The sequence below is a fragment of the Kordiimonas aestuarii genome, from assembly GCF_025574465.1.
Lineage (GTDB): Bacteria > Pseudomonadota > Alphaproteobacteria > Sphingomonadales > Kordiimonadaceae > Kordiimonas > Kordiimonas aestuarii.
Genome location: NZ_JAOBPP010000021.1, coordinates 53,357 through 78,254 on the forward strand (window position 1 = coordinate 53,357; position 24,898 = coordinate 78,254).

Consider the following 24,898-nt stretch of genomic DNA (forward strand, 5'->3'; position numbering starts at 1 on the left):
GCTTTAAGGACTGCCCGGAATGTCATTCGCCGAAAGAGAGAGCAAGGATGCCGTTGAAAACGGCCTTGAGTTTGCGCCCAAATTTGATGAGCGCGGGCTCATCCCCGTTGTCACGACATGCGCCACCACAGGCCGCGTGCTGATGCAGGCGTGGATGAACGGTGAGGCGATTGAGAGGACGATCGAGACCGGCGAGGCGCATTATTTCTCCCGCTCGCGCCAGTCACTGTGGCACAAGGGCGCAACCTCGGGCGAGTTTCAAGTGGTGCGGGATTTCCGGACCGACTGCGACCAGGACAGCCTGTGGCTGGTGGTGGAGCAAAAGGGCGGCAAGTGCTGCCACGTGGGGCATGAGAGCTGTTTCTACCGCTCCATCCCGCTTGCGCAAAACCTCGCGCCCGGCAGCACGGTGAAACTGGCACCCCATGAAGATTAAAGCCTTCCTTTGCGCACTTCTACTCGTCTCAACCTCCTTCGCCGCATACGCGCAGGACGACGCGACCCTGAGCGCGCAGGAAAGGCTCAAGCGCATGCGCGAAGCGGGCACCTTGCCCGATAATGTGGTAACGAGCTTTGGCCGCCCCACTGTCGACAGCCGGGAAGCGCCGTGGCGCTCCATCGGGCGGGTCAACATTGGCGGGCGGGCGCACTGCACCGGCAGCCTTGTGGGCGAAAGGCTGGTGCTGACCGCCGCACATTGCCTGTACTCCAAAGCGCAGGGCCACATGGTGGTGCCGTCCATTGTGCATTTTGTTGCCGGATACCACTCCGGCGGCTACGCTGGTCATTCGAAGGTTGCGTCCTATAAGGTCAGCCCCGATTTTGACGGCACGCTTGGCGCTTCTCACAAAACGCTGGCCTATGACTGGGCCCTGCTCACGCTTGAGGAAGCGCTGGGTAAGGAGCTTGGCCACCTCCCGTTCCCGAACGACCTGACTGTCGACGAAAACGGCAACGCTCACACCACGCTCTATAGCCCCATCATCACCGTGGCGGGTTATCCCGGGGACCGGGCCCACCTGCTGTCGCTTGAGGGGAATTGCAAAATTCAGGCGCTGGCGCAAAAGGGCCATGTGATCATGACCGACTGCGTCTCCATCAAGGGCGACAGCGGCGGCCCCATGTTGCAAAAAACCGAGGCGGGCTGGCATATCTTCGGTATCCAGACAGCCAATAGCCGCATCAACAACCGTGTCGTGAGCATGGGGGTGTCGGTGCTTGCCTTCTGGCCGACCTACCGCGACTTGCTGCAATCGCAACAATAAATGATATAAAGTAACATTTCACCGCAAGCACCACACCGTCCGTCGCAGTGTGATTGCCGCAGCATGCCCAAACCGCAAAAGTTCAATGGCACCAAGCGACCGGCCTGTCGGGCCCCCGGAAATGAGTTTCGAGCGCGACAGCGACGCGTTAAACGAGGTCAACAAAAGGCGCTCCGGTTGACTGTCCTCTCCGGAGTTCCTCCTGTCAAGGCCACTGCCCCGCTCCCCCCCGGGCGGGGCATTTTTTTGGGAACGACCAGCCCTGTCACCACATTCGCGAGGCCGCGTCAGGCGCTCTGGCTCACCGGTGTCGCAATAGTGCCCGTCTTCCGCGCGTCGGTCAGCGCTTCATAGTGGCTGATGGGCTTGGGCATGCCGGTATAAAAACCCTGCACCTCGTCGCCGTGTTCCAGCCTGAGCATGGCCAGTTGGGCTTCATTTTCGACGCCTTCAGCCAGCACAGGTATATTCAACCCGTGCGCAAGGCCGATCATGCCCTTGACGATACCCAGCGACTGCTGGTCGTCCTTCAGGTCGGTTATAAAGCTTTTATCAATCTTGAGTTTGTCAAACGGGAACTGACGCAGGTAGCTGAGCGACGAATAGCCAGTGCCAAAGTCATCCATCGCCAGTTGGATGCCCTTGTCTTTCAGCCGTCTGAGCATGCCAAGCGCGCGTATTTCATCTTCAATCAACACGCCTTCGGTTATCTCAAGCTCCAGCCTGCGCGGGTCAAGCCCGCATTCCGCCAGCACGCTGTCGATCTTTTCCGGCAATTCATTGTCGTCAAATTGAACGGGGGACAGATTGACCGCAATCCTCAATGGGCTTGCCCAACCTGCTGCCTCCCTGCATGCCTCGCGGAAAATCCAGCTACCTATTTCAACAATCAACCCACTCTCTTCCGCCAGCGGGATAAACTCGACCGGGGAGACCACACCGCGCTTTGGGTGTCGCCAGCGTGCAAGCGCCTCAAACCCGGTCACCGCGCCGCTGTCGATATCGAACTGCGGCTGATACAGCAGGAATATCTGGTCTTCGGCCAGCGCATCCGCCAGCTCAAGCTTCAATTTACGCCGGTCTTCCAGCGCCTTGTCTGCCGCGAGTTCGTAAAACGAAAAGGTGCCGCGCCCGGCGGCCTTGGCTTTTTTCATCGCGATCTCGGCACGCGCCAACAGATGTCCGGGCGTATCGGCATCATCGGGCGCGATTGCCGTGCCGATGCACGCGGTGAGACGGATTTCCTTGCCTGCGACAGTGAAGGGTTGCTCCAGCTTGCGGCGCAGGCGTTCCAGCAGCAATTCCGCATTCTCGGACAGCTTCACCCCTTCCTGTACAACGCAGAACTGGTCAGCGCCAATGCGCGCCAGGGTCACCATGCCGCGCAAACTGCTTTGCAGGCGCCCGGCAACATATTTCAACAGCTGGTCCGCTGCCGCCTGCCCGATCGCCGTGTTCATTTCCTTGAAACTGTCCAGATCAAGATAGTGCAGCACCACCTTGTGGTCCGCCTCTGCCGCCGCGTGCATGGCGTGTTGCAGCCTGTCCATCATCAATTGCCGGTTGGCAAGCCCGGTGAGGGCGTCATAATTGGCGAGATAATTGATCCGGCGTTCCGCTGCGCGCTGCTCCCGCAGGTCCCGCACCACGGCCACGTTATGGGCTTCGCCGCTGACGATAGCGCTTTTGAAATATAGTTCGGTCGGGATTTCTTCCGCCGCGGCGCTGACCAGCGTAGCTTCTTCAAGCTTGGCCCCCGCCTCCGCCAGCCGTGTCACATTCTGCCCGATGGGGAAATCACGGAAGTAACGGGTGAAAGCCTCACCCCTTATGCCGCGAATGGACTTGCCCACAAGGCGCAGGAAGCTTTCGTTCGCGTTCACGATATGCCCACCATGGTCGATCATCACGATGCCTTCGATGGCCGCGTCAGCAAGGCTTCGCAGACGATCCACCTCCACCGCGCCCTGCCGGGTGAGGCGAAAATCGGTCAATGCCATTGCAAGGCTCGCGCTCAACAGCGCAATCGCCGAGATCGATACCGCGAAGCTCATCACCGTGTCAGAGACCAGCTTTTCCGGCACCGGCGCATTGGCCACAAATGTCACGCTAACACCGGCAACCGATATCTGATGCAACGCGATCATGGCCCCCGCCAGCAACAGTGCCGCGAGGATCTGTCGGACCGCGTCTTCCATCTTGTTCATCACCACCATCGCCGCGCCTGAAAGGGTAAGCGCCACCAGCGTTGCCACCGCGCTATAGCGCGGGTCAAAATTCATCGTGCCCTGAACGGTGATCGCCAGCATCTCGACAAAATGGATAACCGCGATGCCGGCCCCCACAATCAGCCCGGCCAGAAGCCGCGCGCTTCGCGTTCTGTTGTAGGTTGAAAGGGCAAAGCCGACCCCGACAATTGCAATGCTCAGCACACCGGCGATGCCGCTCATGATCACGCTGTGCTTGACCGGCATGTGCAAATCCCACCCCAGCGACGCCATCATATGTGTGGCCCAAATACCGCTGCCCACCGCGAGGGCAGAGGTCACGAGCCAGCTCTTGCGGTCCCGTTCCGCGCACACCCGGGTGCGCTGCAGCAGGAAAAGACAGGTAACCGCACAGAAAAGCGCCAGAAAGGCTGCGAGCGCCAGCACACCGAGGTCATGCTCGTAGATAAAACTCGTGACAATTTTCTCAATCATAAAACGGTGTCCTGCGCCCCCATGGACATGATGTCAGTTACCCTAAAAGGGATTCATTTGAGAAACTATTAATTCATGACAAATAAGCGGGCAGACAATTTAATGGGTGGCGCGTAGTATGGTCTGACGCTGCCGCTGCACGGGGGAAACATGACGTACGCGAACGCCATTTCAATACTGAAGAACCGGTTTGGGGAGCAGCTCTCCACCCGCATGGCGGACCGTGAAGGCCACGGTAAGGATGAAGGCGGCCATGCCCCTATGCTGCCAGATGCCGTCCTGCGTGCCAGCACCAAAAACGAGGTTGCAGACGCCGTCAGGCTGTGCGCCAGATACCGCATGCCGGTGATACCCTTCGGGGCAGGCACATCGCTGGAAGGGCACATATGCGCCGTTCATGGCGGCCTCTCCATAGACCTCTCGGGCATGAACCGCATTCTTGCGCTGAACGAAACTGACCAGGACGTAAGGGTGGAAGCCGGTGTCACCCGGCAAACGCTCAACACCCACCTGCGCGACAAGGGCCTCTTTTTCCCGGTTGATCCGGGGTCAGAGTGCACCCTTGGCGGCATGGCGGCCACGCGGGCGTCCGGCACCAATGCGGTGCGCTACGGCACCATGCGCGAGCAGGTGCTGTCGCTTGAGGTTGTCACTGCAGACGGCGAGCTTATCGAGACCGGCTCCCGGGCCCGAAAATCGGCGGCAGGGCTTGACCTCACGCACCTGTATATTGGCTCGGAAGGCACGCTGGGCATTATTACGGAACTGAGCCTGAAGCTGCACGGGATTCCTGAAAAACTGGCGGCGGGCGTCTGCCGCTTCCCCAACCTTGGCGCCGCGACGGACACCGTGATGGCGACCATCCAGATGGGCATCCCCGTCTCGCGCATTGAGCTATTGGACGAACTGTCGATCCGCGCCGTCAACCAGCACGCAGGCACCAGCCACCTTGAGGCACCAACCCTGTTTCTGGAGTTTGGCGGCACGGCGGCTGGCGTGGACGAACAAATCGCCACCTTTACCGACCTCGCGCTTGCCTGCGGCGGGTCCCACATTGCTTTTGCGGACAATCAGGAAGACATCAACCGCATGTGGCATGCCCGGCACCAACTCTATTATGCCACCCGCGCCATGGCACCGGGCAAACAGGTAGTGACCACCGATGTGTGCGTACCCATTTCGCGGCTTGGTGACTGTATGGCCGAGACCCGCGCTGATTTTGAAAAAAGTCCGGTCATGGCCACAATGCTGGGGCACGTGGGCGATGGTAACTTTCACACCATCATGCTGGCCGACCCCGAGAGCGCCACCGAAATTTCGGCCATGGAATGGCTGAACGAACGCATGGTACGACGCGCGATTGACATGGGGGGCACCTGCACGGGCGAACATGGCATCGGCCTTGGCAAGCGCACGTTCCTTGCCTGGGAGAAGGGCCCCGCGCTTACGCTGATGCGGCAAGTGAAGACGGCGCTTGACCCGCATGGTATCATGAACCCCGGCAAGATGTTGCCTGACCGATAACCGGGAGCCATGCCCTGCTACAGGAACTATATATCGCGCTGACATCCAAAGCCGCGCCCGGTGCGCGGCAGGCCGGGCTGGTGCGCGAGTTGGCCGGCATCGCCGGTCGCCATCGACGGCAGAAAAAAGCCTGGGCCCAACATTTGCAGCACACAAAGGAATGTATCAGCGCCCACCTGCATGAAGCCGACGCAAACGAACCGGTACTTGTGCTTGGCGCCGGGCTTTGCCTTGACCTGCCGCTGGATGCCCTGAACGCCCATCCTGCTGGCACCTTGCTGGTTGACGCCGTGCTGCCGCGCCGCAGTAAACGCCTGCTGGCCAGTTACGGTAACATCGAGACCGAATGCGCGGACCTGACCGGCTTTCTTGACGCCTTCACGGCAGCCGAGGACCCGTTTGGCCTGACGCCGCCGGAAATCGCGCCCATGCCGCTGGCGGGATACGGCATGGCGGTCAGTTGCAATATCCTAAGCCAATTGCCGCTTGCCTTTGCGGCCAGCCCGCCCCTGAACGACGCGGAACAGGAACTGACAACCCGGGTGCAAAAGGCCCATGTGCGCGCCCTGATGGCCATGAGCTGCCCGGCGCTTCTCATTACCGATTACCAGCGCATTGAGACACACAGCGACCACAACCATGTTTTCACCAGCGTTGACAGAAACCTGCTGCCCGGTGACCCGCTTGAGACATGGCAGTGGCATATCGCCCCGATGGGCGAAACGGGGCGCGGGCGCGACATCACCCTGAACGTTGGTGCGTGGCTTCTGGGGAAATAACATCAAGCCACCGAACGATATGCACCGGCATTGTTTTTCTCCATGGCGGGGCCATATCAGGACCGTTATAGTAGGCACCAAAATGCGGGCCATCAGCATGCCCGCAAGACCAGATGATTGAGGCACCATGTTAGAAATCGTGCAAATTCCCGTCCTGTCGGACAATTATGTTTACCTGATCCATGAGCCCAAATCGGGCGAGGTGGCGATTGTCGACCCGGCCGTGGAGGCTGAAGTGGTTGAAGAACTGGAAGCCCGCGGCTGGACACCGGACTATATCCTTAACACCCACCACCATTATGACCATGTGGGTGCCAACCTCGCGCTCAAGCAGCGCTATGAGCTGAAGATCATCGGCCCGGCGGCAGAACGTGAGCGCATCCCGGGCCTTGATGTCGCTGTCGCCGAAGGTGACCACGCCTACCTCGGCGACATCGCCGCTGACGTTTACGACGTGCCCGGCCATACCAGCGGCCATATCGCCTATCACTTTGCCGAGACCCAGGCGCTTTTCTGTGGGGATACCATGTTTGCCATGGGCTGCGGGCGGCTGTTTGAAGGCACGCCCGAGCAGATGTGGCAGTCGCTTTCAAAGCTGATGCGCCTGCCGGACAAAACCCGCATTTACTGCGCGCATGAATATACACTGGCGAACGGCAAGTTCGCCCTGTCGGTGGAGCCAGACAACCCCGCCCTTCAGGCGCGGATGGAGAAGGTGCAGGCCCTGCGCCGTGACGGCAGGCCGACCGTGCCCAGCGAACTGGGCACCGAGCGGGAGACAAACCCGTTCCTCAGGCCCATGAGCGACGAGATACAGGACAGGGTTGGGCTGATTGGCGCGCCCTGGCCCAAGGTTTTTGCCGAAGTGCGGCGCCGCAAGGATAACTTTTAGGCAAGGATAATTTTTAGGTCGGGGACCACCCGCCACACCATCCATAAGGGGGATAAAGACAATGAAATACCTGACAGTAGGAGCAATGATGGCTGCTTTAGTTGGCACCGCCGTGTCCGCAGACGACGACCCATACCTTTGGCTTGAAGATGTCGAAGGCGAAAAAGCGCTTGAGTGGGTGCGGGAACGCAACGCGCATTCACTTGAAGTGCTGAAGGAAGACCCGCGCTTTGACGCGCTGATGGAACGGTCGCTGAAAGACTATAACGCGCAGGACAAAATCGCCTACGGGCGTTTGCTCGGTGGGTCGGTTCACAATTTCTGGCAGGATGACAAAAACGTGCGCGGCGTGTGGCGCCGCACCAGCCTGAAGTCCTACAAGGCGGGTGAGTCCAAATGGATCACCATCCTTGATGTTGACGCCCTGGCCGAAAAGGAAGGCGAAAACTGGGTTTATAAGGCACGCAAATGCCTCGCGCCCGATTTTGGCCGCTGCCTGATTGAGCTGTCGCGGGGCGGCGGTGACGCCGTTGTGGTACGCGAATTTGACGCCGTGACCAAACGATTTGTCGATGGTGGGTTCAAGACAGAAGAGGCCAAGCAGGAAGTTGTCTGGATTGATGCCGACACTGTGCTGATCGGCACCGACTTTGGCCCCGGCACCATGACCGACAGCGGGTACGCCAATCAGGTAAAAATCTGGAAGCGGAACGAGCCGCTTGCAGTCGCAAAGCTGATGCACGAAGGCGATACCAAGGATGTGGGCAGTTTCCCCTTTGCCAGCCACCGGCCTGACGGCAACTATGTGGGTATTGTGCAGGCTCCCGATTTCTTTACCGAGGTCGTCTACGTGCTCGACGGCGAGGAAAAGGCCTGGGACCAGAAGGAAATGCGCAAGCTGGCTCTGCCGGAAACCATAAGCTTCAAGGGCTTTTTTGGTGACATGGTCATTGTGCAGATGCGCAAGGACTGGAAATTGGGCAACAAGACCGTCAAAGCGGGAACCCTTGTTTCCATCAAAGTCGCCGACGCTCTCTCCGGGCGCGCCGAATATAGTGTCAGCACGATATTTGTGCCCACAGAGCGCAGTTCCATCGACGCGGTTGAGGTCGGCAAGGACCGTATTTTCCTTTCCGTTCTCGATGAGGTTACCGGCCAGCTTGTTTCCGCAAAACCGGGGCCAAACGGTTGGCAGACCAGCAATCTTGGCATGCCGCAAAATGGCGCGCTGAACGTTGTCAGCGCGGATGAATGGACCGACACGGCCTTCATCAATTTCGAAAGCTTCCTCCAGCCCGATACGCTTTATACCGTGGAGCTCGGCGGCAAGCCGGAACAGATCGCGGCCCTGCCCGCACGGTTCGACGCCAGTGACATGGTGACCGAACAGAAGTTCGCCACATCGAAGGACGGCACCAAGGTGCCCTATTTTGTCATTCGTCACAAAGACGTGGAAATGGACGGCACGACCCCCACCATCCTCTATGGTTATGGCGGGTTCGAGATCGCCATTGCGCCAACCTATCTTTCCGGCAGCGGCAAGCTGTGGCTTGAGGAAGGCGGCGCCTATGTGCTGGCCAACATCCGGGGCGGCGGCGAGTTTGGACCCAAGTGGCACCAGGCCGCACTCAAGGAAAACCGCCAACGCGCCTATGACGACTTTATTGCCGTGGGCGAAGACCTGATCGAGACCGGCTTCACCACCCCGCGCCATCTGGGTATCCGGGGCGGCTCCAACGGCGGCTTGCTTATGGGGGTGATGACCACGCAGCGCCCGGACCTTTGGAACGCGGTGATCTGTGCCGTACCGCTGCTTGACATGATGCGCTTCAACAAGCTTCTGGCTGGCGCAAGCTGGATGGGCGAATACGGCAACCCGGATGTGCCGGAAGAACGTGACTATATCCTCAAATATTCCCCGTACCAGAACCTGAACGCGGACAAGGACTATCCGGAAGTGTTCTTCTATACCTCCACCAAGGATGACCGCGTGCACCCCGGCCACGCCCGTAAAATGGCGGCGAAGATGCTCGGCATGGACAAGCCTGTCCTCTATTATGAGAACATCGAGGGCGGGCACTCGGCGGCGGCCAACCTGAAGCAGCGCGCCTTCACCGACGCCCTTCAGGTGGTCTACGCACTCAAAAAACTGAAGGACTAGTTTCCAGACAACCAAGGTTAAAAGGCGGGGCTTCCCCGCCTTTTTTCATGCAAGCTTTTCTATGTACCATTTCAATAAAATGTGATGTGCCAAAGCGGCAAACCCGCACTACCGTCGGCAGCACATAAAAACGTTCGAGGAAATACGCCCATGTTGAAATCTCTTTCCCTGCTTGCGCTTGCCGCAGGCCTAACCCTGCCCACGCCCATGGCGGTCCGTGCCGATGAAAAAGTCCCCTTCTCCGACAAAGCCATGGAGATCCTGCGCACGGCGGTATCGCTACGCACAGCGGAAGGCCACGGCAAGGTGCCGGAGCTAGCGGCCTATCTGGCGGAAGAGTTCAGGAAAGGCGGTTTCCCGGAAGAGGATATCCACCTGCTGCCGGTGGGGGACACGGCTGCACTTGTGGTGCGCTACCGCGGTGACGGTTCTTCAGGCAAAAAGCCTGTATCGCTGTCGGCGCACATGGATGTGGTTGACGCCCTGCCAAAAGACTGGGAGCGCGACCCATTCACGCTGATTGAGGAAGATGGTTATCTCTTTGGCCGCGGCGTGCTGGATAACAAGATGGGCATGACATCCCTGACCACCACCTTCCTGCGCCTGAAGGCCGAAGGCTATGTGCCCACGCGTGATCTGATCATCGCCTTCTCGGGTGACGAGGAAACCGGCATGGTCTCAACCCGGGCGCTGGTGAACGATTATATCGAACTGACGGACAGCGAATTTGTGCTTAATGCGGATGCCGGCGGCGGCGCGCTGGCGGCCGATGGCTCGGTCATCAGCTATAATGTGCAGGCGGCGGAGAAAACCTATATCTCATTTGACATGACCGTCACCAACCCCGGCGGCCACAGCTCCCGCCCGCGCGAAGATAACGCGATCTACGATCTCGCCACCGCGCTCAAAAAAATTCAGGCTTACAAATTCCCGGCCCGGTCAAGCGAACTGACAAGTGCCTTCTTCCGCGAAACGTCTGAGCTTGTGGACGGCGACCTCCAAAAAGCCATGGCGACTTTCGCCAAAAACCCCCAGGATGAATGGGCGGTCAAGACCTTGCGTTCGCACCCTGAATATGTGGGCACAACCGGCACAACCTGTGTTGCCACGATGCTGGATGCGGGCCACGCTGAAAACGCGTTGCCACAGTCCGCCACCGCCACCATCAACTGTCGTATTTTCCCCGGCGTTGGTGCGGATGCGACCCTTGCCAAGCTGAAGGAAGTGGTGGGCAACGACGCCATTACGTGGAAGCCGCTGAAGGAGCCGGTGGAAACCGCCGCCTCACCACTGAGGGATGATGTGATGGGGGTGGTCACCCGCGCGGTGCATGCACGCTTCCCAGATGCCAAGATCATCCCTTATATGGAATCCGGTGGCACCGACGGCATGCACTTCCGCTCCGCCGGGATTGAAAGCTACGGTATCTCAGGCATTTTCCTCAAGGGCTCCGACATGTTTGCCCACGGGCTCAACGAACGCCTGCCGCTCAAAAGCTTCTATGGCGACCTTGAGCATTGGTACATGGTACTGAAGGATATTTCAGACGACTAAACCAAGCTGGCAAAGGCAACAAGAGGGCGGGGTTTCCCGCCTTTTTTTATATCAAGCCCAGTTGGTCGTCCGGCGCCGCCACCGGGGCAAGCTGCCAATTGATTGGTGCTTTGCCCTGACTTTCCAGATACTCATTGGCCGTTGAAAACGGCTTTGAACCAAAAAAGCCGCGATAGGCGGAGAGGGGCGAAGGGTGCGGGCCTTCAAGCACCAGATGGCGGTCACGGTCAATGCCGGCGCCTTTTTTCTGTGCGTGACTGCCCCACAGGATGAAAACAAGCCCGTCATGATGACGGTTCAGTTCGTCAATGATGCGGTCGGTGAACTGCTCCCAGCCCTTTTTCTGATGCGACCCTGCCTTGTGTGCCTCCACACTCAACACCGCATTCAGCATCAGCACGCCCTGTTTGGCCCAACCTTCCAGGAAACCGTGACCCGGGTGCGTGACACCAAGATCATCTTCCAGTTCCTTGTATATGTTCTTCAGCGATCGCGGCACATCCACCCCGGGCTGGACAGAGAAACTGAGGCCATGCGCCTGCCCGTCGTCGTGGTAAGGGTCCTGCCCGATGATAACAACTTTCACCTCTTCCAGCGGCGTAAGATTCAAGGCGTGGAAAAAATTTCCACGGGGCGGGAAAATACGCTTTCCCGATTTTGTTTCATCTTCAAGGAAGGCAGCCAGCTTTTGCATATAGTTGGCGTCAAACTCGCTGGCGAGCACCTTGTACCAGCTATCATCCAGTGCTACGCCGTTCATTACATCTGCCATAATCGTCTTCCCAAAGCTTGCTCCCGCCTGTTTACACGGCAAACTGTGGCGCGAAAACCACTTTATCCCGGCGTGCCACGCAATTGTGATAATGGCGTTCCCGCACCACACCACCAGATAAGCCCAGCTAATCGGCGATACGTTTCAGGGCAGATGTTTCAACACCAGCGGAAACACATACAGCCAGTTCTACGACACCCTATATCATGAGAATAGCGTGCCTATTTTCTCTATTAATTAGATTATTATTCCTTAATTTGCTGTTATATATTTTATATAGGGTAAAATTTTCTACTACAGGGATTCAATTCTTCTCGTTTGTTCCTCTCGTCACCGCGCCTTATCTCAGGAAGCATCGAACAGTTTCATTTGCCTGTATGAGGACGTGGTCCTGAGGCACGAGGGCCAAGACCCCGCGAGGAGTTAAATATCATGAGCAGCATTCCGGTTTTCCTGACCGCTGAAAAACACCACATCCTGATCGTGGGTGCTACGGCAGCTGCGATGGCAAAGGTTGGGCTGTTCATGCCAACAGGCGCACGCATCAGCGTCACGGGTAGCGGCGCGCAGGCCGCGCTCAGGGACGCCGGCCTGCTACCGGAAGACACCGGCGCCAAGAATATCGTGGTGCATGACCGCGCCTTCACCGAAGATGACCTCACCGGCAAGACCCTTGTTTACATCGCGCTTGAAGATGACCTCGCGGAAGAACGGGTACTGCGCCTTGCGAACGCTCGCAAACTGCCGGTCAACGTTGTCGACAAACCAGCAAAATCAAATTTCACGACGCCTGCACAGTTTGCGCGCGGGCCCCTGCAAGTAGCCTTTTCCTCGGGCGGCATGGCACCGGTTTTTGTACGCCGCCTTCGTAGCAGCCTTGAGAGACTTCTGCCCCCTTCTCTTGGCGTGCTTGCCTCTGCGGCGGGGTCCGTCCGGTCTCACGTCAAAACCCTTATTCCAGACGGGACCCGTCGCAGGCTTTTTTGGGATAGACTTTATGATAACGCCGGTTCTTACGCCGACCTTGGCCAAGATGAAGTTGAGCGCCTGATTGTGGATGCCGCGCGCAATCACCGCGTGGGTGCCACAAGCGGGCAGGTCCAGCTTGTGGGCGCTGGCCCCGGCGATCCGGACCTCCTGACCATCAAGGCGCACCGCGCACTGCAACAGGCCGACCTGATTGTTTATGACCGGCTGGTGAGCCGTGATGTGCTGGCGCTGGCGCGCCGCGACGCGGAACTAGTGTTTGTCGGCAAGCGGGAAGGCGACCACGGCATCGGCCAGGATGGCATCAACAAGCTGATCGTGGATGAGGCGCTGAAGGGCCGCCGCGTGGTACGGCTCAAGGGCGGTGACCCGCTGCTGTTCGCCCGTGCAGGGGAAGAACTTGCAGCGCTCAGGCAGCATGACATTCATGTGGAGGTGGTGCCCGGCATCAGTGCCTTTCAAGGCATCGCTGCCACCACCCAGATCCCGCTGACAGACCGTGAATATTCAAGCTCTATCACGCTTGTCACCGGCCACCTCAAGGACGGGGCCTACAAGGACTGGGCGCGTCTTGCGGGAGACGGTCAGACGCTGGCGGTTTACATGGGCGTGCGCGGCGCGGGCAAGATCTCCGCAGGCCTCACCGGCGAGGGCGTGAAGCCTTCCACGCCGGTGGCAGTGGTTGAAAACGGCACCCGCGCCAACGAACGCCGCTTCTACGGCACACTTGCCGGCCTTGAAGAGCTGGTACAGCGCAACGCGGTGAAAAGCCCCGCGCTTCTCCTCATCGGTGACGTGGTCAATAACGCGCGTGAGCTGGCGCAGACAGAATTTGAAGCTGAGCGCCAGCGCGCGACAGCCTGAGTTTAAGGAGTACCGAGATATGGCTAAAAAAATTACCGGGCCACAGATGATTGTAGCCAACCGCCTGCTGGACGGGCGCGTGGTGTTCATGCGCGCGGATGGCAGTTGGTCCACAGTCGCCGGTGATGCGGGCACCGCTGAAGACGAAGGGGGTGTCGCAGCCCTTGAAACACTGGCGCAGAAATCGGCACATGCCAACGAGGTGCTGAGTATTGAGGTAATTGAAGCCACAATTCGCGACGGCAAGCCGTTCCCAGCCCACATGAAATTCGCCATGCAGGCCACAGGCCCCAGCGTGCGCACCGACCTTGGCTATCAGGTTTCCCCGAACTGGGAACGATAAGAAACACGACCAGAAGGCATCCAGACCCAAAAGGTATCCAGACCATGTACGCTTACGACAAATATGATCACGCGATCACCAACGCCCGTGTTGCGGAATTCCGCGATCAGGTGGAACGCCGCGTGAAAGGCGAACTGACGGAAGAGGAATTCCGCCCGCTTCGCCTGATGAACGGCCTTTATCTGCAATTGCATGCCTATATGCTGCGGGTGGCCATCCCGTATGGCACCCTGTCGGCAAACCAGATGCGCCGCCTTGCACATATTGCGCGCAAGTATGACAAGGGTTATGGCCATTTCACCACACGGCAGAACATCCAGTATAACTGGCCGAAACTGAGTGAAACACCGGACATACTGCAGGAACTGGCCGAAGTTGAGATGCACGCCATCCAGACCTCCGGCAACTGCATCCGCAATACGACGACGGACCAGTTTGCCGGTGCCACAGCGGACGAAGTAGCCGACCCACGCCCCTATGCGGAGCTGATCCGTCAGTGGTCGACCTTCCATCCGGAGTTCTCCTTCCTGCCGCGTAAATTCAAGATCGCCATCACCGGTGCCGCGCTCGACCGCGCTGCGGTGAAGTGGCACGATATCGGCCTTATTTTGAAGAAAAACGATGCGGGCGAGATCGGCTTTGAAGTTCTGGTCGGCGGCGGCATGGGCCGCACGCCCGTGATTGGTAAAACCATCAATGAGTTTGTACACGAACGCGACCTGCTCAGTTATCTTGAGGCCATCCTGCGCGTCTATAATGAGCAGGGACGACGTGACAATAAATACAAGGCGCGCATCAAGATTTTGGCGGAAGATCTGGGCGCTGAGGAATACGCCCGCCAAACCAATGAGGAATGGGCCCGCATCAAAGACCAGCCGCTGGATGTGCCTGCAGAAGAAGCCGCGCGCATCAAAAGCTTTTTCCGTGCACCGCCACTGCCTGTGCTGCCAGACGATGTGCCCGCCGTTGACGAGCTGGAAAAAAAGAACTTCCTTTTTAAAGCCTGGGTCAAAAACAACACCAATCCGCACAAGGTGCCGGGTCATGTGAACCTGACCATCAGCCTCAAGCCACACGGCGGCATTCCCGGTGATGCGACGGCGGAGCAGATGGACCTTGTGGCAGCCCTCGCTGACGAATACAGCCAGTCTGAAATTCGGGTCAGCCATGAGCAGAACCTCATTCTGCCGCATGTGGCGAAAAAAGACCTGCCCGCCATTTGGGCCGACCTTGACGAAGTGGGCCTTGGCACTGCCAACGTCGGGCTTCTGACCGATATCATCGCCTGTCCGGGACTTGATTATTGCTCGCTCGCCAACGCGCGCTCGATCCCGCTCGCGCAGGCAATCACGGAACGCTTTGACGACATCAAGCGCCTGCAGGATATCGGACCGCTGAAGATAAAAATCTCCGGCTGTATCAACTCGTGCGGTCACCACCACGCGGGCCATATCGGCATCCTCGGCGTCGACCGCAAGGGCGAAGAAAACTACCAGCTGCTGCTGGGCGGCTCCGGCGCGGAAGACGCGTCCAAGGCCGCCATTCTCGGCCCAGGTTTTGACGAACACGGCATCATCGATGCCGTGGAAAAAGTTGTCGCGGTTTACCTTGGCGAACGGGAAGACGGAGAAGAATTTCTTGCCGCCTACCGCCGCCTCGGCCCCGCAGTATTCAAGGAGGCGGTTTATGGCGCTCGTTAATCTTACAGGCGTCACACCCGGCACATGGGACGTGATCGACACAGACAGCGCCCCCAGGGAAGGGGCGGCGGTCGCCGTACCGCTCGCGCGTTTGGCGGACGAGGATGAAACCTTTTTCAAGGCTGTGGGCAGCGTTGGGGCAATTGTACCCACGGACGCAGCCTACACTGACCTCGCGCCGCTGGCGAACAAGCTTGCCTTTGTCGTGATCGACTTCCCCGCTTTTGGCGACGGGCGCGGTTTCTCTCTTGCCGTGCGCCTGCGCAAGGACCTTGGTTTCAAGGGTGAAATCCGCGCGACCGGCCCGGTGATCCCGGACCAGGCTTTATTCCTCAAGCGGGCGGGATTTGACACCATCGACGTCGCGGACGACCGCGAAGCGGCCTTTAAAGCAGCGCTGGAGCGCTTCGGCGCCTTTTACCAGACCGACTTTGTCGGCCAGTTGTCCGTTGCACACCTGCGGCACAGTAAAACCGACAGTTCGGACAAAGACGCAGATGGGGAACGTAAAGCATCATGACCGCAATGCCCGCCCTGAAGACTGCCGATTATTTTGATCCGCTCCATGCCGTGGATTATCTCGACGCGCGCTACGCACAAGTTGCGCCCGAGGAGGTGATCGACGGCGCGCTCAAATATTTCGGCCGCCGCTTTGCGCTGGTGTCGTCTTTCGGGTCGGAATCCGCGGTTCTGCTGCACATCGCCTCGCAGGTTTCCAAGGACATCCCGGTGCTGTTTCTGGACACCGGTAAACTGTTTGGCGAGACCAAACGCTACCGCGACCAATTGATCGAACTGCTGGGCCTGACCGATGTGCGCTCGATCTCGCCCGACACGAACGACCTACAGGCGCAGGACCCGAAAGGTGCCCTATGGGCCACAGATACCAATAAATGCTGCTTCATCCGCAAGGTTGCACCCATGGCGCGCGTGCTGGAAGGTTTTGAGGGCTGGGGGTCGGGGCGCAAGCGCTATCAGGGCGGTGTGCGTAGCCTGCTGCCGCACTTCGAGGCGTCGGACGGCCGCGTGAAAGTGAACCCACTCGCCTTCTGGAGCAAGGAAGACGTGCTTGACTACAAGGAACGCGTGAACCTGCCGGATCACCCGCTGGTAGCCGAAGGTTTTGCGTCCATCGGCTGCATGCCATGCACAGACCGGGTGATGGAAGGTGAGAGCGAACGGGCGGGCCGCTGGCGTGGACAAGCCAAAACAGAATGCGGCATCCACCTGAGCCTCGGGGAGAACCGTCGCATTCTTTCCAAATCTTAGATCACACGAGCATGATGGGGCTTGTGGGTGCCCATCACATTTCCCATTTAAGATTTTCTTGGCTGACGGCTCACAAGTGCCTATGATCAGCGTGATAAGTTTTTCTAACGCAGGATAGTTTATGAAACGCTCCCTGTTGCCACTGAATGCCCTGCGCGCGTTTGACGCGGCAGCGCGTCATATGAGCTTCAAACTGGCTGCCGATGACCTGTCGGTAACGCCCGCTGCCATCAGCCAGCAAATTCGTTCGCTCGAGGAATTCCTCGGTATTGAGCTTTTCCGTCGCACCAACCGATCGCTGGTACTGACGGAGGCCGCGCAGCTTTCGCTCGCACCGCTCAAGGAAGCGTTTGAGAAGATGGAAGAGGCGGTCGATATCCTGACGGAATCAAAAACCTCGAACGTGCTCAAAGTCAGTGTGTCGCCGTCGTTTGCCAGCAAGTGGCTGGTACCGCGCCTTGCGTCCTTCTATGAGCGCAGACCCGATGCGATTGTGAAAATCTCCGCGACCATGCATCTCACCGACTTCAAGGCCGAGGATGTAGATATTGCCATCCGGTATGGCCTTGGCGGCTATAACGGCATGTTTGAAGAAGAAATCCTGAGGGAGACCGTGTTCCCTGTATGCGCGCCCGGTATCATCAATGAGGACAACCTGACAGACAGCGCCTGCGCGGTTCTGAAGCACACGCTGATCCATGATGACAGTACGGTCGAAGATGACAGTGTACCCACATGGGCCATGTGGCTGAAAGCGGCGGGCGTTGAAATGCCAGACGGCATGCCCGCCATGCATTTCAATAACCACGCACTGGCGATTGAGGCCGCTGTTGCTGGGCGCGGCGTGGCACTGGCCCGCTCCGCCATCGCGGAGGAAGACTTGAAAGCAGGCAGGCTGATCAAGCCGTTTGGCGAGGCCGTGCCGATCAATTTCGCGCACTATATTGTCTGCCCGCAAGAAAAACTTAAGAATGAACGTGTACAAGAGTTCATTGAATGGCTTCGCACCGAAACCGGAAACGTGTGAGGCCTGCGATGTAACAGGCAAACGGGGGAGCCTGTCCGGGGTGGAGGATGGACGTGCTTAAACGCGCCCTTGTATGTTTTCTGCTGTATTTTATTCCTGCTGCATACGCGGCTGAGAATGACAAAACCGCTGATTGCCTGAAACTGGGTGCCGATGAAAGCCTTGGCCCCAGTTACACGACTTTCGAGACGTTTTTCACCGCGCTTTACGAGCGCGCGGGCCTTTGCGCGACCTCGGTTGCCATGGCGCCCAAGCGCATTGAGCAGCTTCTGGTACGCGGGGAACTGGACGGTGACTGGTTCAGGCCCAGCGACTATGCCACCGAATTTTCTGATCGTTTGATTGCCTTGCCACAACCGGTTTTTGGGCTGGAAGCGCGGCTTTTGTGGCTTGATAAAGCGGTGTTTTCCGGTAAACCGGAAGACCTTAAAGGGCTGACTGTTGGTCATCAGGCCGGTTTCCGCTGGCTGGAAACACACCTGCCCCAGATGGGCGCAAAAACCTTTGCCGTGTCCAGCACAACACACACATGGGATCTTCTGGATCGCGGACGCATTGACGTGTTTGCCACAAGCGGCGTGCATGAGGCCGCCCTGCTCGCCCACTTGCAGGAACGAACTGGAAGTGTTCATCGGGCGCTATGGACAACCGTGTCCTTTTACCACCTCTTGCACCCCAAACATGCGGACAAGGTTGACCGACTAAACACCGCACTCAGGGAAATGATCACGACCCACGATAGCGCGGCAGACCTGCAAATCCCCGGCATTCAAGCGGCGAAACTGGCTGATTAATGCAGTACCTCAACGTGTACGAGCACGAGGCGGTCGTCAGCGCAGTGGTTTCCGCGCACCGGCAGTTCCAGCACACCGATGGTGACAGACGGACGGCCAGCCCGGTCAAGCTTTCTGACATGATAGCGCACACTATCATGCCGGTAGAGTGACTGCCGCAAGGCCTCATGCAGGCTTCCGGAGAAATTGGAAAAATTGCCCACAGGGGAACCCGCTATCCGACGGCCAAAAATACGCTCCACCTCTGCACCCGCAAGATGTACGCGCGCCTCGTCATCTGTGTCACAGTCTATGAGCGCCACATGCGGCAGGAAACGCGCCATCACCCGGATGTTGAGGTCGCGCTTTTCAGGCGGGAGGCCGTCTTTGATCAGGCCATGCCAACAATCCAGCAAGGCAGGCGCCCTGCCCCGGCGAAGACAAGACCTGAAACGATCAAGTTCCTGTTCACTGATAGCCCGCCCTTCATAGGCAGGTCCGATATGAAGTTCCATTATTTCAGGGGGAGTGCAATCCTCTGAACGTCCCCCAGGCTGAAGATGCAGCATAAAAGCTCCTTGGCACCCCAAGACGTGCCTCTTAACCATAACACACATGATATGAAATACATTGATTAAGAAAATTTTACTTATTTTTTAAGTAGTTGTAAAAAAAATCAACCGATGACCAGACAAATTTTACTTATACTGTTCTTAACGAATCGGCCTAAAAACTGTACCCGACACCAAAACCAAGCGTCAGGTCGTACTTTTTAGTAATGCCCGGGTTCGCCCAGACTTTGTCGTCAAGATAGGTGCTGCTACCAAAAGCAATCACCGACCAGCGGTCACCGACACGGTACAGCGCCGTCAGTTCCGCCGAATAATTGATCACGTCATCGCTCAACTGATAGACTGGCAAAATTGCATCCTTGCCGTCCTCGATCATCTTCGCTCGCTGTTTGACCGTCACCCCCCACATATGGTTTGCAAGTTTCCGGCTCTGCCATGAGGCACTGATCCCGGGCGTGACGGTCAGCCTGCCCGACCGGAAGCTATAGCTGTAGCCGACGGAGACTTCCTGCCCATTATGGGTGTCAGTGACATCCTGCAGGAAACTTGCCGTCAATGAACCAAATCCGCCGTGTAGCCCAAGGCGGACGCCCGCATCAGCGGTGATTTTATCCCTGCTTGAGCCCGCCAGGGTTCGCGCAGATGCGATGATGTCAAACGACACATGCACATCGTTCGGGTTACCGCGTGGCGGCAGCAAGCGGTATCCGGCCTCAAGCCCCTGAAGGTAGAAACGCTCGCCCCGGTAGCTGACATAAGGGAAGGCATTGAAGCTTGTACCCTCCGCACCAAACGGGCTTTCATACAACAGGCCAATACCGCCCGCGGTCCATTTTGGCGGACCATCCTGCCCATAGACCGCACCACCGATTAAAAGACAGCAGAATACGCCAATGATCCCTGTCCGGTTCCTCGCCAGATTTTTCATTTCCGCTCCTTGCCCAGGTCGCTTTGGGTCATGCTGCATTTGAAACCATTGTTGTTACGTTTAAACGCATAAAACAGTTCAATTACGCCAATTGCCCCCAAGCCAACCTGTTTGTTAAAGTTTGGTAAACACTTTCCTGGCTATGCTGCCTGGTAAATTGCCGTTGGGGGCATCATGATCAAGTCGCTGATACATATAAGCCTGATCGCTTCCGCAGTTGTGGCCACTGCCACGATTGAGGCAGTGCTGCCGCTCGTGATCGACGGGCGCGATGTTCCGCAATATGGCTATATTACCAACTCCCGCGAATACGGTACACTTGAGGGGTGGCAGCAATGCGTTACAAAAACGCAGGTAGCGCCGCCAGCTGACACGCCATACAGCGCGTATGAAAGCTGTATGGCCTATACGGCACGCATCATCGAAAACCCTGCGGTCAGTGTTGCTGTCAGCGGCTTCGCAGCCGGGAATACATGCGGCAAAAAGGACGTAGCCCGTTGGTCTCGCGCGGTTGAGGCAACAGTGACAAACACGTCGGGTGACACGCATTTTTTCGCTGTTGAGCTACAGGCTGAAAACCCGGGCGCCCATAGCGCGGCACGGCAACAGCGGGTCAATGTGGAGTTGCCACCACGAACCAGCAAGGAAGTTTGCTTTATTGCGTTTGCCTTTGAAACGGCTGCGGAACTGGAAGCCTTCCAGCGTATTGAGGCACAATCCAGCGTTCGGCTTGTTCGCGGCACCGGGGTCGCCATCAATGGCGACAAGCATACCGTCTTCGCGCAACAGCCCCTTTCCAACTGAAAGCCGTAATATCGGGAAAACCGGGCCACGCTGATGCGCGGCCCGGGTCGTTGCTCACTCTTCTGTCGCCTGCGCTTCCGCCTCATTATCAGCGTAGGAAGGATCAAATGCCTTGGAGAGGAACAGCGCGTTCAGGAACAGGCGTTCCGAGCCCAGGTATGTCGCGCGGAAGTTCGGGTCATCCGCGAACAGGATGACAGATCCCTCTCCCACCCGTTCAGCCGTCATCATGGGAGTGCCCTTGATCTCATTCAGGCGGCGGTCGGATGAATAACCGCTGATCAGCGGGCTGTCGGTATAAACCGCAACCTGCGCATACGGGTCTTCCGGCACCGGCAGGGTGAAGGTGGAGTTTTTGTTGGTGGCCACAGTGCGACGCACCAGGCCAAAACCAAGCGGATGGGTGATATCGAGGTCGCTTTCAAACACCGCGCCACCGATTACGTCTTCCGCATCTTTCTGGCCTTTCTGGGCATAGGACAAACGTTCCACCATCTTCTCAGGCTTCTTCTCGTCTTTCTTCTTGTCCTTGTCGGCGGCAGTCAGGTTTTTCGCGGCCCATTCCGCTCCCTGACGGCTGGCCACAACCGTGCCCCCCGCTTTTACCCACGCCTTGAGGTCATCCACCATGTCTTTCGGGAAGCCAGACCGACCACCCACCAGAATAATGTGGGTATAACGGTTCAGGTCAATACGGGAGAGACGGTCCTGCCGCACCAGGGTCACCGGCATCTGCATGCGGTGGTCCAGCACGTGCCATACCTCACCCGCGTCATAAGGCGACACACGGCCCCCCACCACCAGAAGCGGCTTGACCGGCTTGAGGTCAGCAACGGAGTTGCGGCCTCCAAGGTCCGCGCCCACGTTCAGGGTGTGGCCGCTGGTGGCGGCATGCACCTGAATATCGTCCTCATCGGCGATCTGCTGCATCATGGCATGGATGCTGGCGCTCCCCACGGTTTGCAGGTCATTGGCAACAATCACCGCGCCCCGGTCAAAATTGATCACACCGCGTGTGGTCTGCACCTCGATCGGTTCCTTGGCGATACGGGCCATCACCCCGGCTTCAAGCAGGCGGCCAACGGCGCGCGGCGCATAATAGTCAGACCAACGGAACACATAGGCGTAAGGTGCACGATCCACAGGCTTGGCCACCCCCGGCGCATCGCCTGTTGCCTTGTCCCCCAGCTTGCCGCGCAGGCCAGATGTTACGGCTGCGTAATCAAGCCCGTATGCTGCGGGAAGCGTCCAGCCCGACACATCGTAAAACACCTTGTCCGGGAATTCGGTGATACGACCAAAAAGCGCTTTTGCCATGCGGTACTGGGTCTGGTCCATTGGCACGATGTAGGCGCCTTCGCCAAACGTGCGGCCGTCCGTTTTCACTTCACCCTTCAGGGCATAGGCGTCAACCCGGTGCCGCTCAAGGAACTGCAGGAACATGCTCAGGCGTGTCGGGTCTTCCGGCGCGCGGAACACATAGCCTTTCACGTTATCGTCTTTCACGAGGTCAGCCACCTGGGCATAGAAGTCCCGCTGATAGGCATGCAGCTTGGTGCGCATTGCCGCCGCGCCCTTGATGGTCGAAAGGCTGGTGCGGAAATGCTTCAGGATATTGTCGGCATAGGTCTTGATGCCCTGATCACTTTCGCGCGCGATACCCATCTGGGCACCCGCTTCATAAAGAATACCAAGCGAGCCGTTGATCTGAGGGTATGTGGAGCCCTTGCCGACATAATAGTTGTCGAAGCCTTCTTCGGAGAAATAGAGCGTGCCGGCTTTATCCAGCGCTTCGCGGTGATAGCCTGCAATCTCAACCAGCAGTTCACGGCCACGTGCCGGAATAAGCGGGTGTTTGCGCGTTGGTACACCAGGGTGGAAATAATAGGTGCTGTTGCCGCCCATCTCGTGGAAATCGCCGGAGACTTCAGGCTTCCACTTGTGCCACTCGCGGAGCCACGCCTGGCTTTCAGGCTGCGTCTGCAAAAGCCATTGGCGATTGAGGTCAAACCAATAATGGTTGGTGCGCGCGCCAGGCCAAACCTGATTGTGCACCTCATGTGCGGGATCAAGCGCCCGGACCTCTGAGCCATATTGCGTGACCCATGCCGCGCGGCGGGCGTGGCCATCCGGGTTGAAAATGGCCGTGATCAGGATCACGCTGTTCTTGAGCGTTTCGTCAATCTGCGCGCCCTTGGCAGCAGCAAGGTGATAGAGCGTCGGGATCGCGGCGTCCATGCCGCTTGATTCCGCACCGTGCACACCATAGTTCAGCCAGGTGATAACCGGCAGGTCGTCAGACGCCTGATCCGCGGTTTCAGGGTTGGAACGTTTGACATGATTCTCGCGGATTTCCTCAAGCCGTGCGAGGTTTTCAGGGCTTGAGACCGTGATGAACAGGATCGGGCGATGCTCGTGCGTGTAACCGATAGTGCGTATCTGCATCCGCGGGCTTTGCTCCACCACCTCACGGATATAAGAGACCATCAGGTCATGGCGCACCGGCTGGTCGCCAACATCATGGCCGAACACTTCAGCCGGTTTTACGATGCCTTGGTCATATTCAAGGCCCGGCACCAGATAATAATCAAGCGGTTCAGCCTGCGCGGCGCCGAGCGCAAAGCCTGCGCCCGCGACAAGCGCTGTCGCCCATTTCAAGAATCTCTGTCGCATTAATGTCCCCTATTTTTTCAAATCGTCGTAATTGATCGGCTCATGACGGTTCAGGCTTTTTGCCATCTCGGGCATGTCATACTTCAGCCCGTTCCCGCAGTTGAACAGCACCACCCGGTCGCCCGCTCCCACACGGCCGTCCTTCAGCGCTTCCTTATATGCAGCGTAGGTCGCTGCGCCCTCAGGGCAAACCAGGACGCCTTCCCGCGCACCGATTTCGCACCGGGCATCCTCAATTTTCTCATCATCGACCGCGATGGCAAAACCACCGCTTTCGCGCACGGCGTCAAGGATCAGGAAATCCCCCACCGCCACCGGCACGCGGATGCCGCTGGCAAACGTATGCGCACCCTGCCACAGCGTCGCGTGACGCTCTCCGTCCTCATAAGCTTTCACAATGGGCGCGCACCCCGTAGCCTGCACCGCCACCATGCGCGGACGCTTGGAGCCAATCCAGCCCAGCGCTTCCATTTCGGCGAAGGCTTTCCACATGCCGATAAGGCCCGTGCCGCCGCCTGTGGGATAGAAAATAACATCCGGCACCTGCCAGCCAAGCTGGGCCGCAAGCTCCAGCCCCATGGTTTTCTTCCCCTCGATGCGGTAAGGCTCCTTCAGCGTGGAAAGGTCAAACCAGCCCATGGCGTCCTTGCCTTCGCCTACAATCTTGCCGCAGTCGTTGATCAATCCGTTCACGCGCCAGACCTTGCCGCCCTCAAGCGCAATTTCGCGCACATTGGCGTCCGGCGTATCATCGGGGCAGAAGATGTAACTTTCCATGCCTGCCCGCGTAGCGTAAGCCGCCATGGCCGCACCCGCGTTGCCGTTTGTTGGCATGGCCAGCCGCATTAGTCCAAATTCCTTCGCCATGGAAACCGCAAGCGCAAGCCCGCGCGCCTTGAAACTGCCGGTTGGCAGGCGGCCCTCATCCTTGATGACAATCTCACCCGAGATGTGCAGATCCTGTGCGAGGGTTGGGCAGGATATGAGCGGCGTATCGTCCTCGCCCAGCGCAATGACATTTTCAGTTTTTGTCACCGGCAGCAGCTCGCGCCATTTCCAGAAGCCGCCCCCTCGGGCCCATATCTCGTCGCGGCTGATGCTTTGGCGGATACCTTCAAGGTCATAACGCACCAGAAGCGGACGGCTGGCGCGCGACAAACCATGCACCTCGCCCGCTTTATAATCGCTCTCGCCCGTCAGCCCGCACTCAAGATGGCTGACAAATGTGGAAAATTCTATCATAGCTCCCCTCTTTCATAGGCTGCACAGCCTAGGACCTTGCCTTATTCGAGACAAGGGCTTGACGTGC

General features: G+C 58.2%; 21 protein-coding genes. 15 read left to right on the plus strand and 6 right to left on the minus strand.

The genetic code is table 11. From position 1 onward, the window contains the following. Positions 1–19: 19 nt before the first annotated feature. Together hisI and OEU85_RS12810 are read left to right on the plus strand one after the other, a co-directional pair. Positions 20–436, plus strand: a complete 417-nt coding sequence (hisI, locus tag OEU85_RS12805; RefSeq protein WP_262691888.1) for a phosphoribosyl-AMP cyclohydrolase — start codon at positions 20–22, stop codon at positions 434–436. Next, complete coding sequence (locus OEU85_RS12810; RefSeq protein ID WP_262691889.1) at positions 426–1,265, plus strand: trypsin-like serine peptidase; 840 nt, start codon at positions 426–428, stop codon at positions 1,263–1,265. The genes hisI and OEU85_RS12810 overlap by 11 nt, the downstream gene beginning before the upstream one ends. Positions 1,266–1,552: 287 nt before the next feature. Here the strand turns inward: OEU85_RS12810 and OEU85_RS12815 are convergent, their stop codons facing one another. After that, positions 1,553–3,967, minus strand: coding sequence for a bifunctional diguanylate cyclase/phosphodiesterase (locus tag OEU85_RS12815; protein WP_262691891.1), 2,415 nt, complete (start codon positions 3,965–3,967; stop codon positions 1,553–1,555). Positions 3,968–4,117: 150 nt separating this feature from the next. On the opposite strand from OEU85_RS12815, the gene OEU85_RS12820 reads away from it, so the two are divergent. From OEU85_RS12820 to OEU85_RS12840, 5 genes are all read left to right on the plus strand, one after another. Beyond that, a complete protein-coding gene (locus tag OEU85_RS12820) occupies positions 4,118–5,491 on the plus strand; it encodes an FAD-binding oxidoreductase (protein WP_262691892.1) in 1,374 nt (457 codons plus the stop codon). 80 nt (positions 5,492–5,571) lie between these two features. Then, positions 5,572–6,270: a hypothetical protein gene (locus OEU85_RS12825; RefSeq protein ID WP_262691893.1), complete on the plus strand. Its 699-nt coding sequence runs from the start codon at positions 5,572–5,574 to the stop codon at positions 6,268–6,270. Positions 6,271–6,397: 127 nt separating this feature from the next. After that, a complete protein-coding gene (gene gloB / locus OEU85_RS12830; protein ID WP_262691894.1) occupies positions 6,398–7,162 on the plus strand; it encodes a hydroxyacylglutathione hydrolase in 765 nt (254 codons plus the stop codon). Between the two features lie 61 nt (positions 7,163–7,223). Further along, the gene (locus OEU85_RS12835; protein ID WP_262691895.1) at positions 7,224–9,323 is read left to right on the plus strand and encodes a prolyl oligopeptidase family serine peptidase; all 2,100 of its coding nucleotides are present in this window, start codon (positions 7,224–7,226) and stop codon (positions 9,321–9,323) included. A 150-nt stretch (positions 9,324–9,473) separates the two neighbouring features. Continuing rightward, positions 9,474–10,877: a M20/M25/M40 family metallo-hydrolase gene (locus OEU85_RS12840; RefSeq protein WP_262691896.1), complete on the plus strand. Its 1,404-nt coding sequence runs from the start codon at positions 9,474–9,476 to the stop codon at positions 10,875–10,877. Positions 10,878–10,923: 46 nt separating this feature from the next. On the opposite strand, the gene ung is transcribed toward OEU85_RS12840, so the two are convergent. Further along, positions 10,924–11,649, minus strand: coding sequence for a uracil-DNA glycosylase (ung, locus tag OEU85_RS12845; RefSeq protein WP_262691897.1), 726 nt, complete (start codon positions 11,647–11,649; stop codon positions 10,924–10,926). A gap of 432 nt (positions 11,650–12,081) precedes the next feature. On the opposite strand from ung, the gene cysG reads away from it, so the two are divergent. From cysG to OEU85_RS12880, 7 genes are all read left to right on the plus strand, one after another. After that, positions 12,082–13,500 carry a siroheme synthase CysG gene (cysG, locus tag OEU85_RS12850; RefSeq protein ID WP_262691898.1) on the plus strand — a complete coding sequence of 473 codons (1,419 nt, stop codon included), beginning with the start codon at positions 12,082–12,084 and terminating at the stop codon, positions 13,498–13,500. Positions 13,501–13,519: 19 nt separating this feature from the next. After that, positions 13,520–13,843 carry a DUF2849 domain-containing protein gene (locus OEU85_RS12855; RefSeq protein WP_262691900.1) on the plus strand — a complete coding sequence of 108 codons (324 nt, stop codon included), beginning with the start codon at positions 13,520–13,522 and terminating at the stop codon, positions 13,841–13,843. Between the two features lie 44 nt (positions 13,844–13,887). Further along, the gene (locus OEU85_RS12860; RefSeq protein WP_262691901.1) at positions 13,888–15,543 is read left to right on the plus strand and encodes a nitrite/sulfite reductase; all 1,656 of its coding nucleotides are present in this window, start codon (positions 13,888–13,890) and stop codon (positions 15,541–15,543) included. Continuing rightward, positions 15,530–16,063: a DUF934 domain-containing protein gene (locus OEU85_RS12865; protein WP_262691902.1), complete on the plus strand. Its 534-nt coding sequence runs from the start codon at positions 15,530–15,532 to the stop codon at positions 16,061–16,063. The genes OEU85_RS12860 and OEU85_RS12865 overlap by 14 nt, the downstream gene beginning before the upstream one ends. Continuing rightward, positions 16,060–16,812 carry a phosphoadenylyl-sulfate reductase gene (locus tag OEU85_RS12870; RefSeq protein WP_262691903.1) on the plus strand — a complete coding sequence of 251 codons (753 nt, stop codon included), beginning with the start codon at positions 16,060–16,062 and terminating at the stop codon, positions 16,810–16,812. The genes OEU85_RS12865 and OEU85_RS12870 overlap by 4 nt, the downstream gene beginning before the upstream one ends. A 121-nt stretch (positions 16,813–16,933) precedes the next feature. Then, the gene (gcvA, locus tag OEU85_RS12875; protein WP_262691904.1) at positions 16,934–17,839 is read left to right on the plus strand and encodes a transcriptional regulator GcvA; all 906 of its coding nucleotides are present in this window, start codon (positions 16,934–16,936) and stop codon (positions 17,837–17,839) included. Positions 17,840–17,886: 47 nt separating this feature from the next. After that, entirely contained in the window at positions 17,887–18,633 is a 747-nt protein-coding gene (locus OEU85_RS12880; RefSeq protein WP_262691905.1) for a transporter substrate-binding domain-containing protein, read from the plus strand. Here the strand turns inward: OEU85_RS12880 and OEU85_RS12885 are convergent. Both OEU85_RS12885 and OEU85_RS12890 read right to left on the minus strand, forming a co-directional pair. After that, on the minus strand, positions 18,630–19,028 hold the full coding sequence (locus OEU85_RS12885; protein ID WP_262691906.1) for a PAS domain-containing protein: 399 nt from the start codon (positions 19,026–19,028) through the stop codon (positions 18,630–18,632). The genes OEU85_RS12880 and OEU85_RS12885 overlap by 4 nt on opposite strands. 310 nt (positions 19,029–19,338) lie before the next feature. Further along, positions 19,339–20,112, minus strand: a complete 774-nt coding sequence (locus OEU85_RS12890; protein ID WP_262691907.1) for a MipA/OmpV family protein — start codon at positions 20,110–20,112, stop codon at positions 19,339–19,341. 174 nt (positions 20,113–20,286) lie between these two features. On the opposite strand from OEU85_RS12890, the gene OEU85_RS12895 reads away from it, so the two are divergent. After that, on the plus strand, positions 20,287–20,916 hold the full coding sequence (locus OEU85_RS12895) for a hypothetical protein (RefSeq protein ID WP_262691908.1): 630 nt from the start codon (positions 20,287–20,289) through the stop codon (positions 20,914–20,916). Between the two features lie 54 nt (positions 20,917–20,970). Here the strand turns inward: OEU85_RS12895 and OEU85_RS12900 are convergent, their stop codons facing one another. Both OEU85_RS12900 and OEU85_RS12905 read right to left on the minus strand, forming a co-directional pair. Further along, entirely contained in the window at positions 20,971–23,589 is a 2,619-nt protein-coding gene (locus OEU85_RS12900) for a M14 family zinc carboxypeptidase (RefSeq protein ID WP_262691909.1), read from the minus strand. A gap of 9 nt (positions 23,590–23,598) precedes the next feature. Further along, entirely contained in the window at positions 23,599–24,831 is a 1,233-nt protein-coding gene (locus OEU85_RS12905; RefSeq protein WP_262691910.1) for a threonine synthase, read from the minus strand. Between the last annotated feature and the right edge of the window lie 67 nt (positions 24,832–24,898).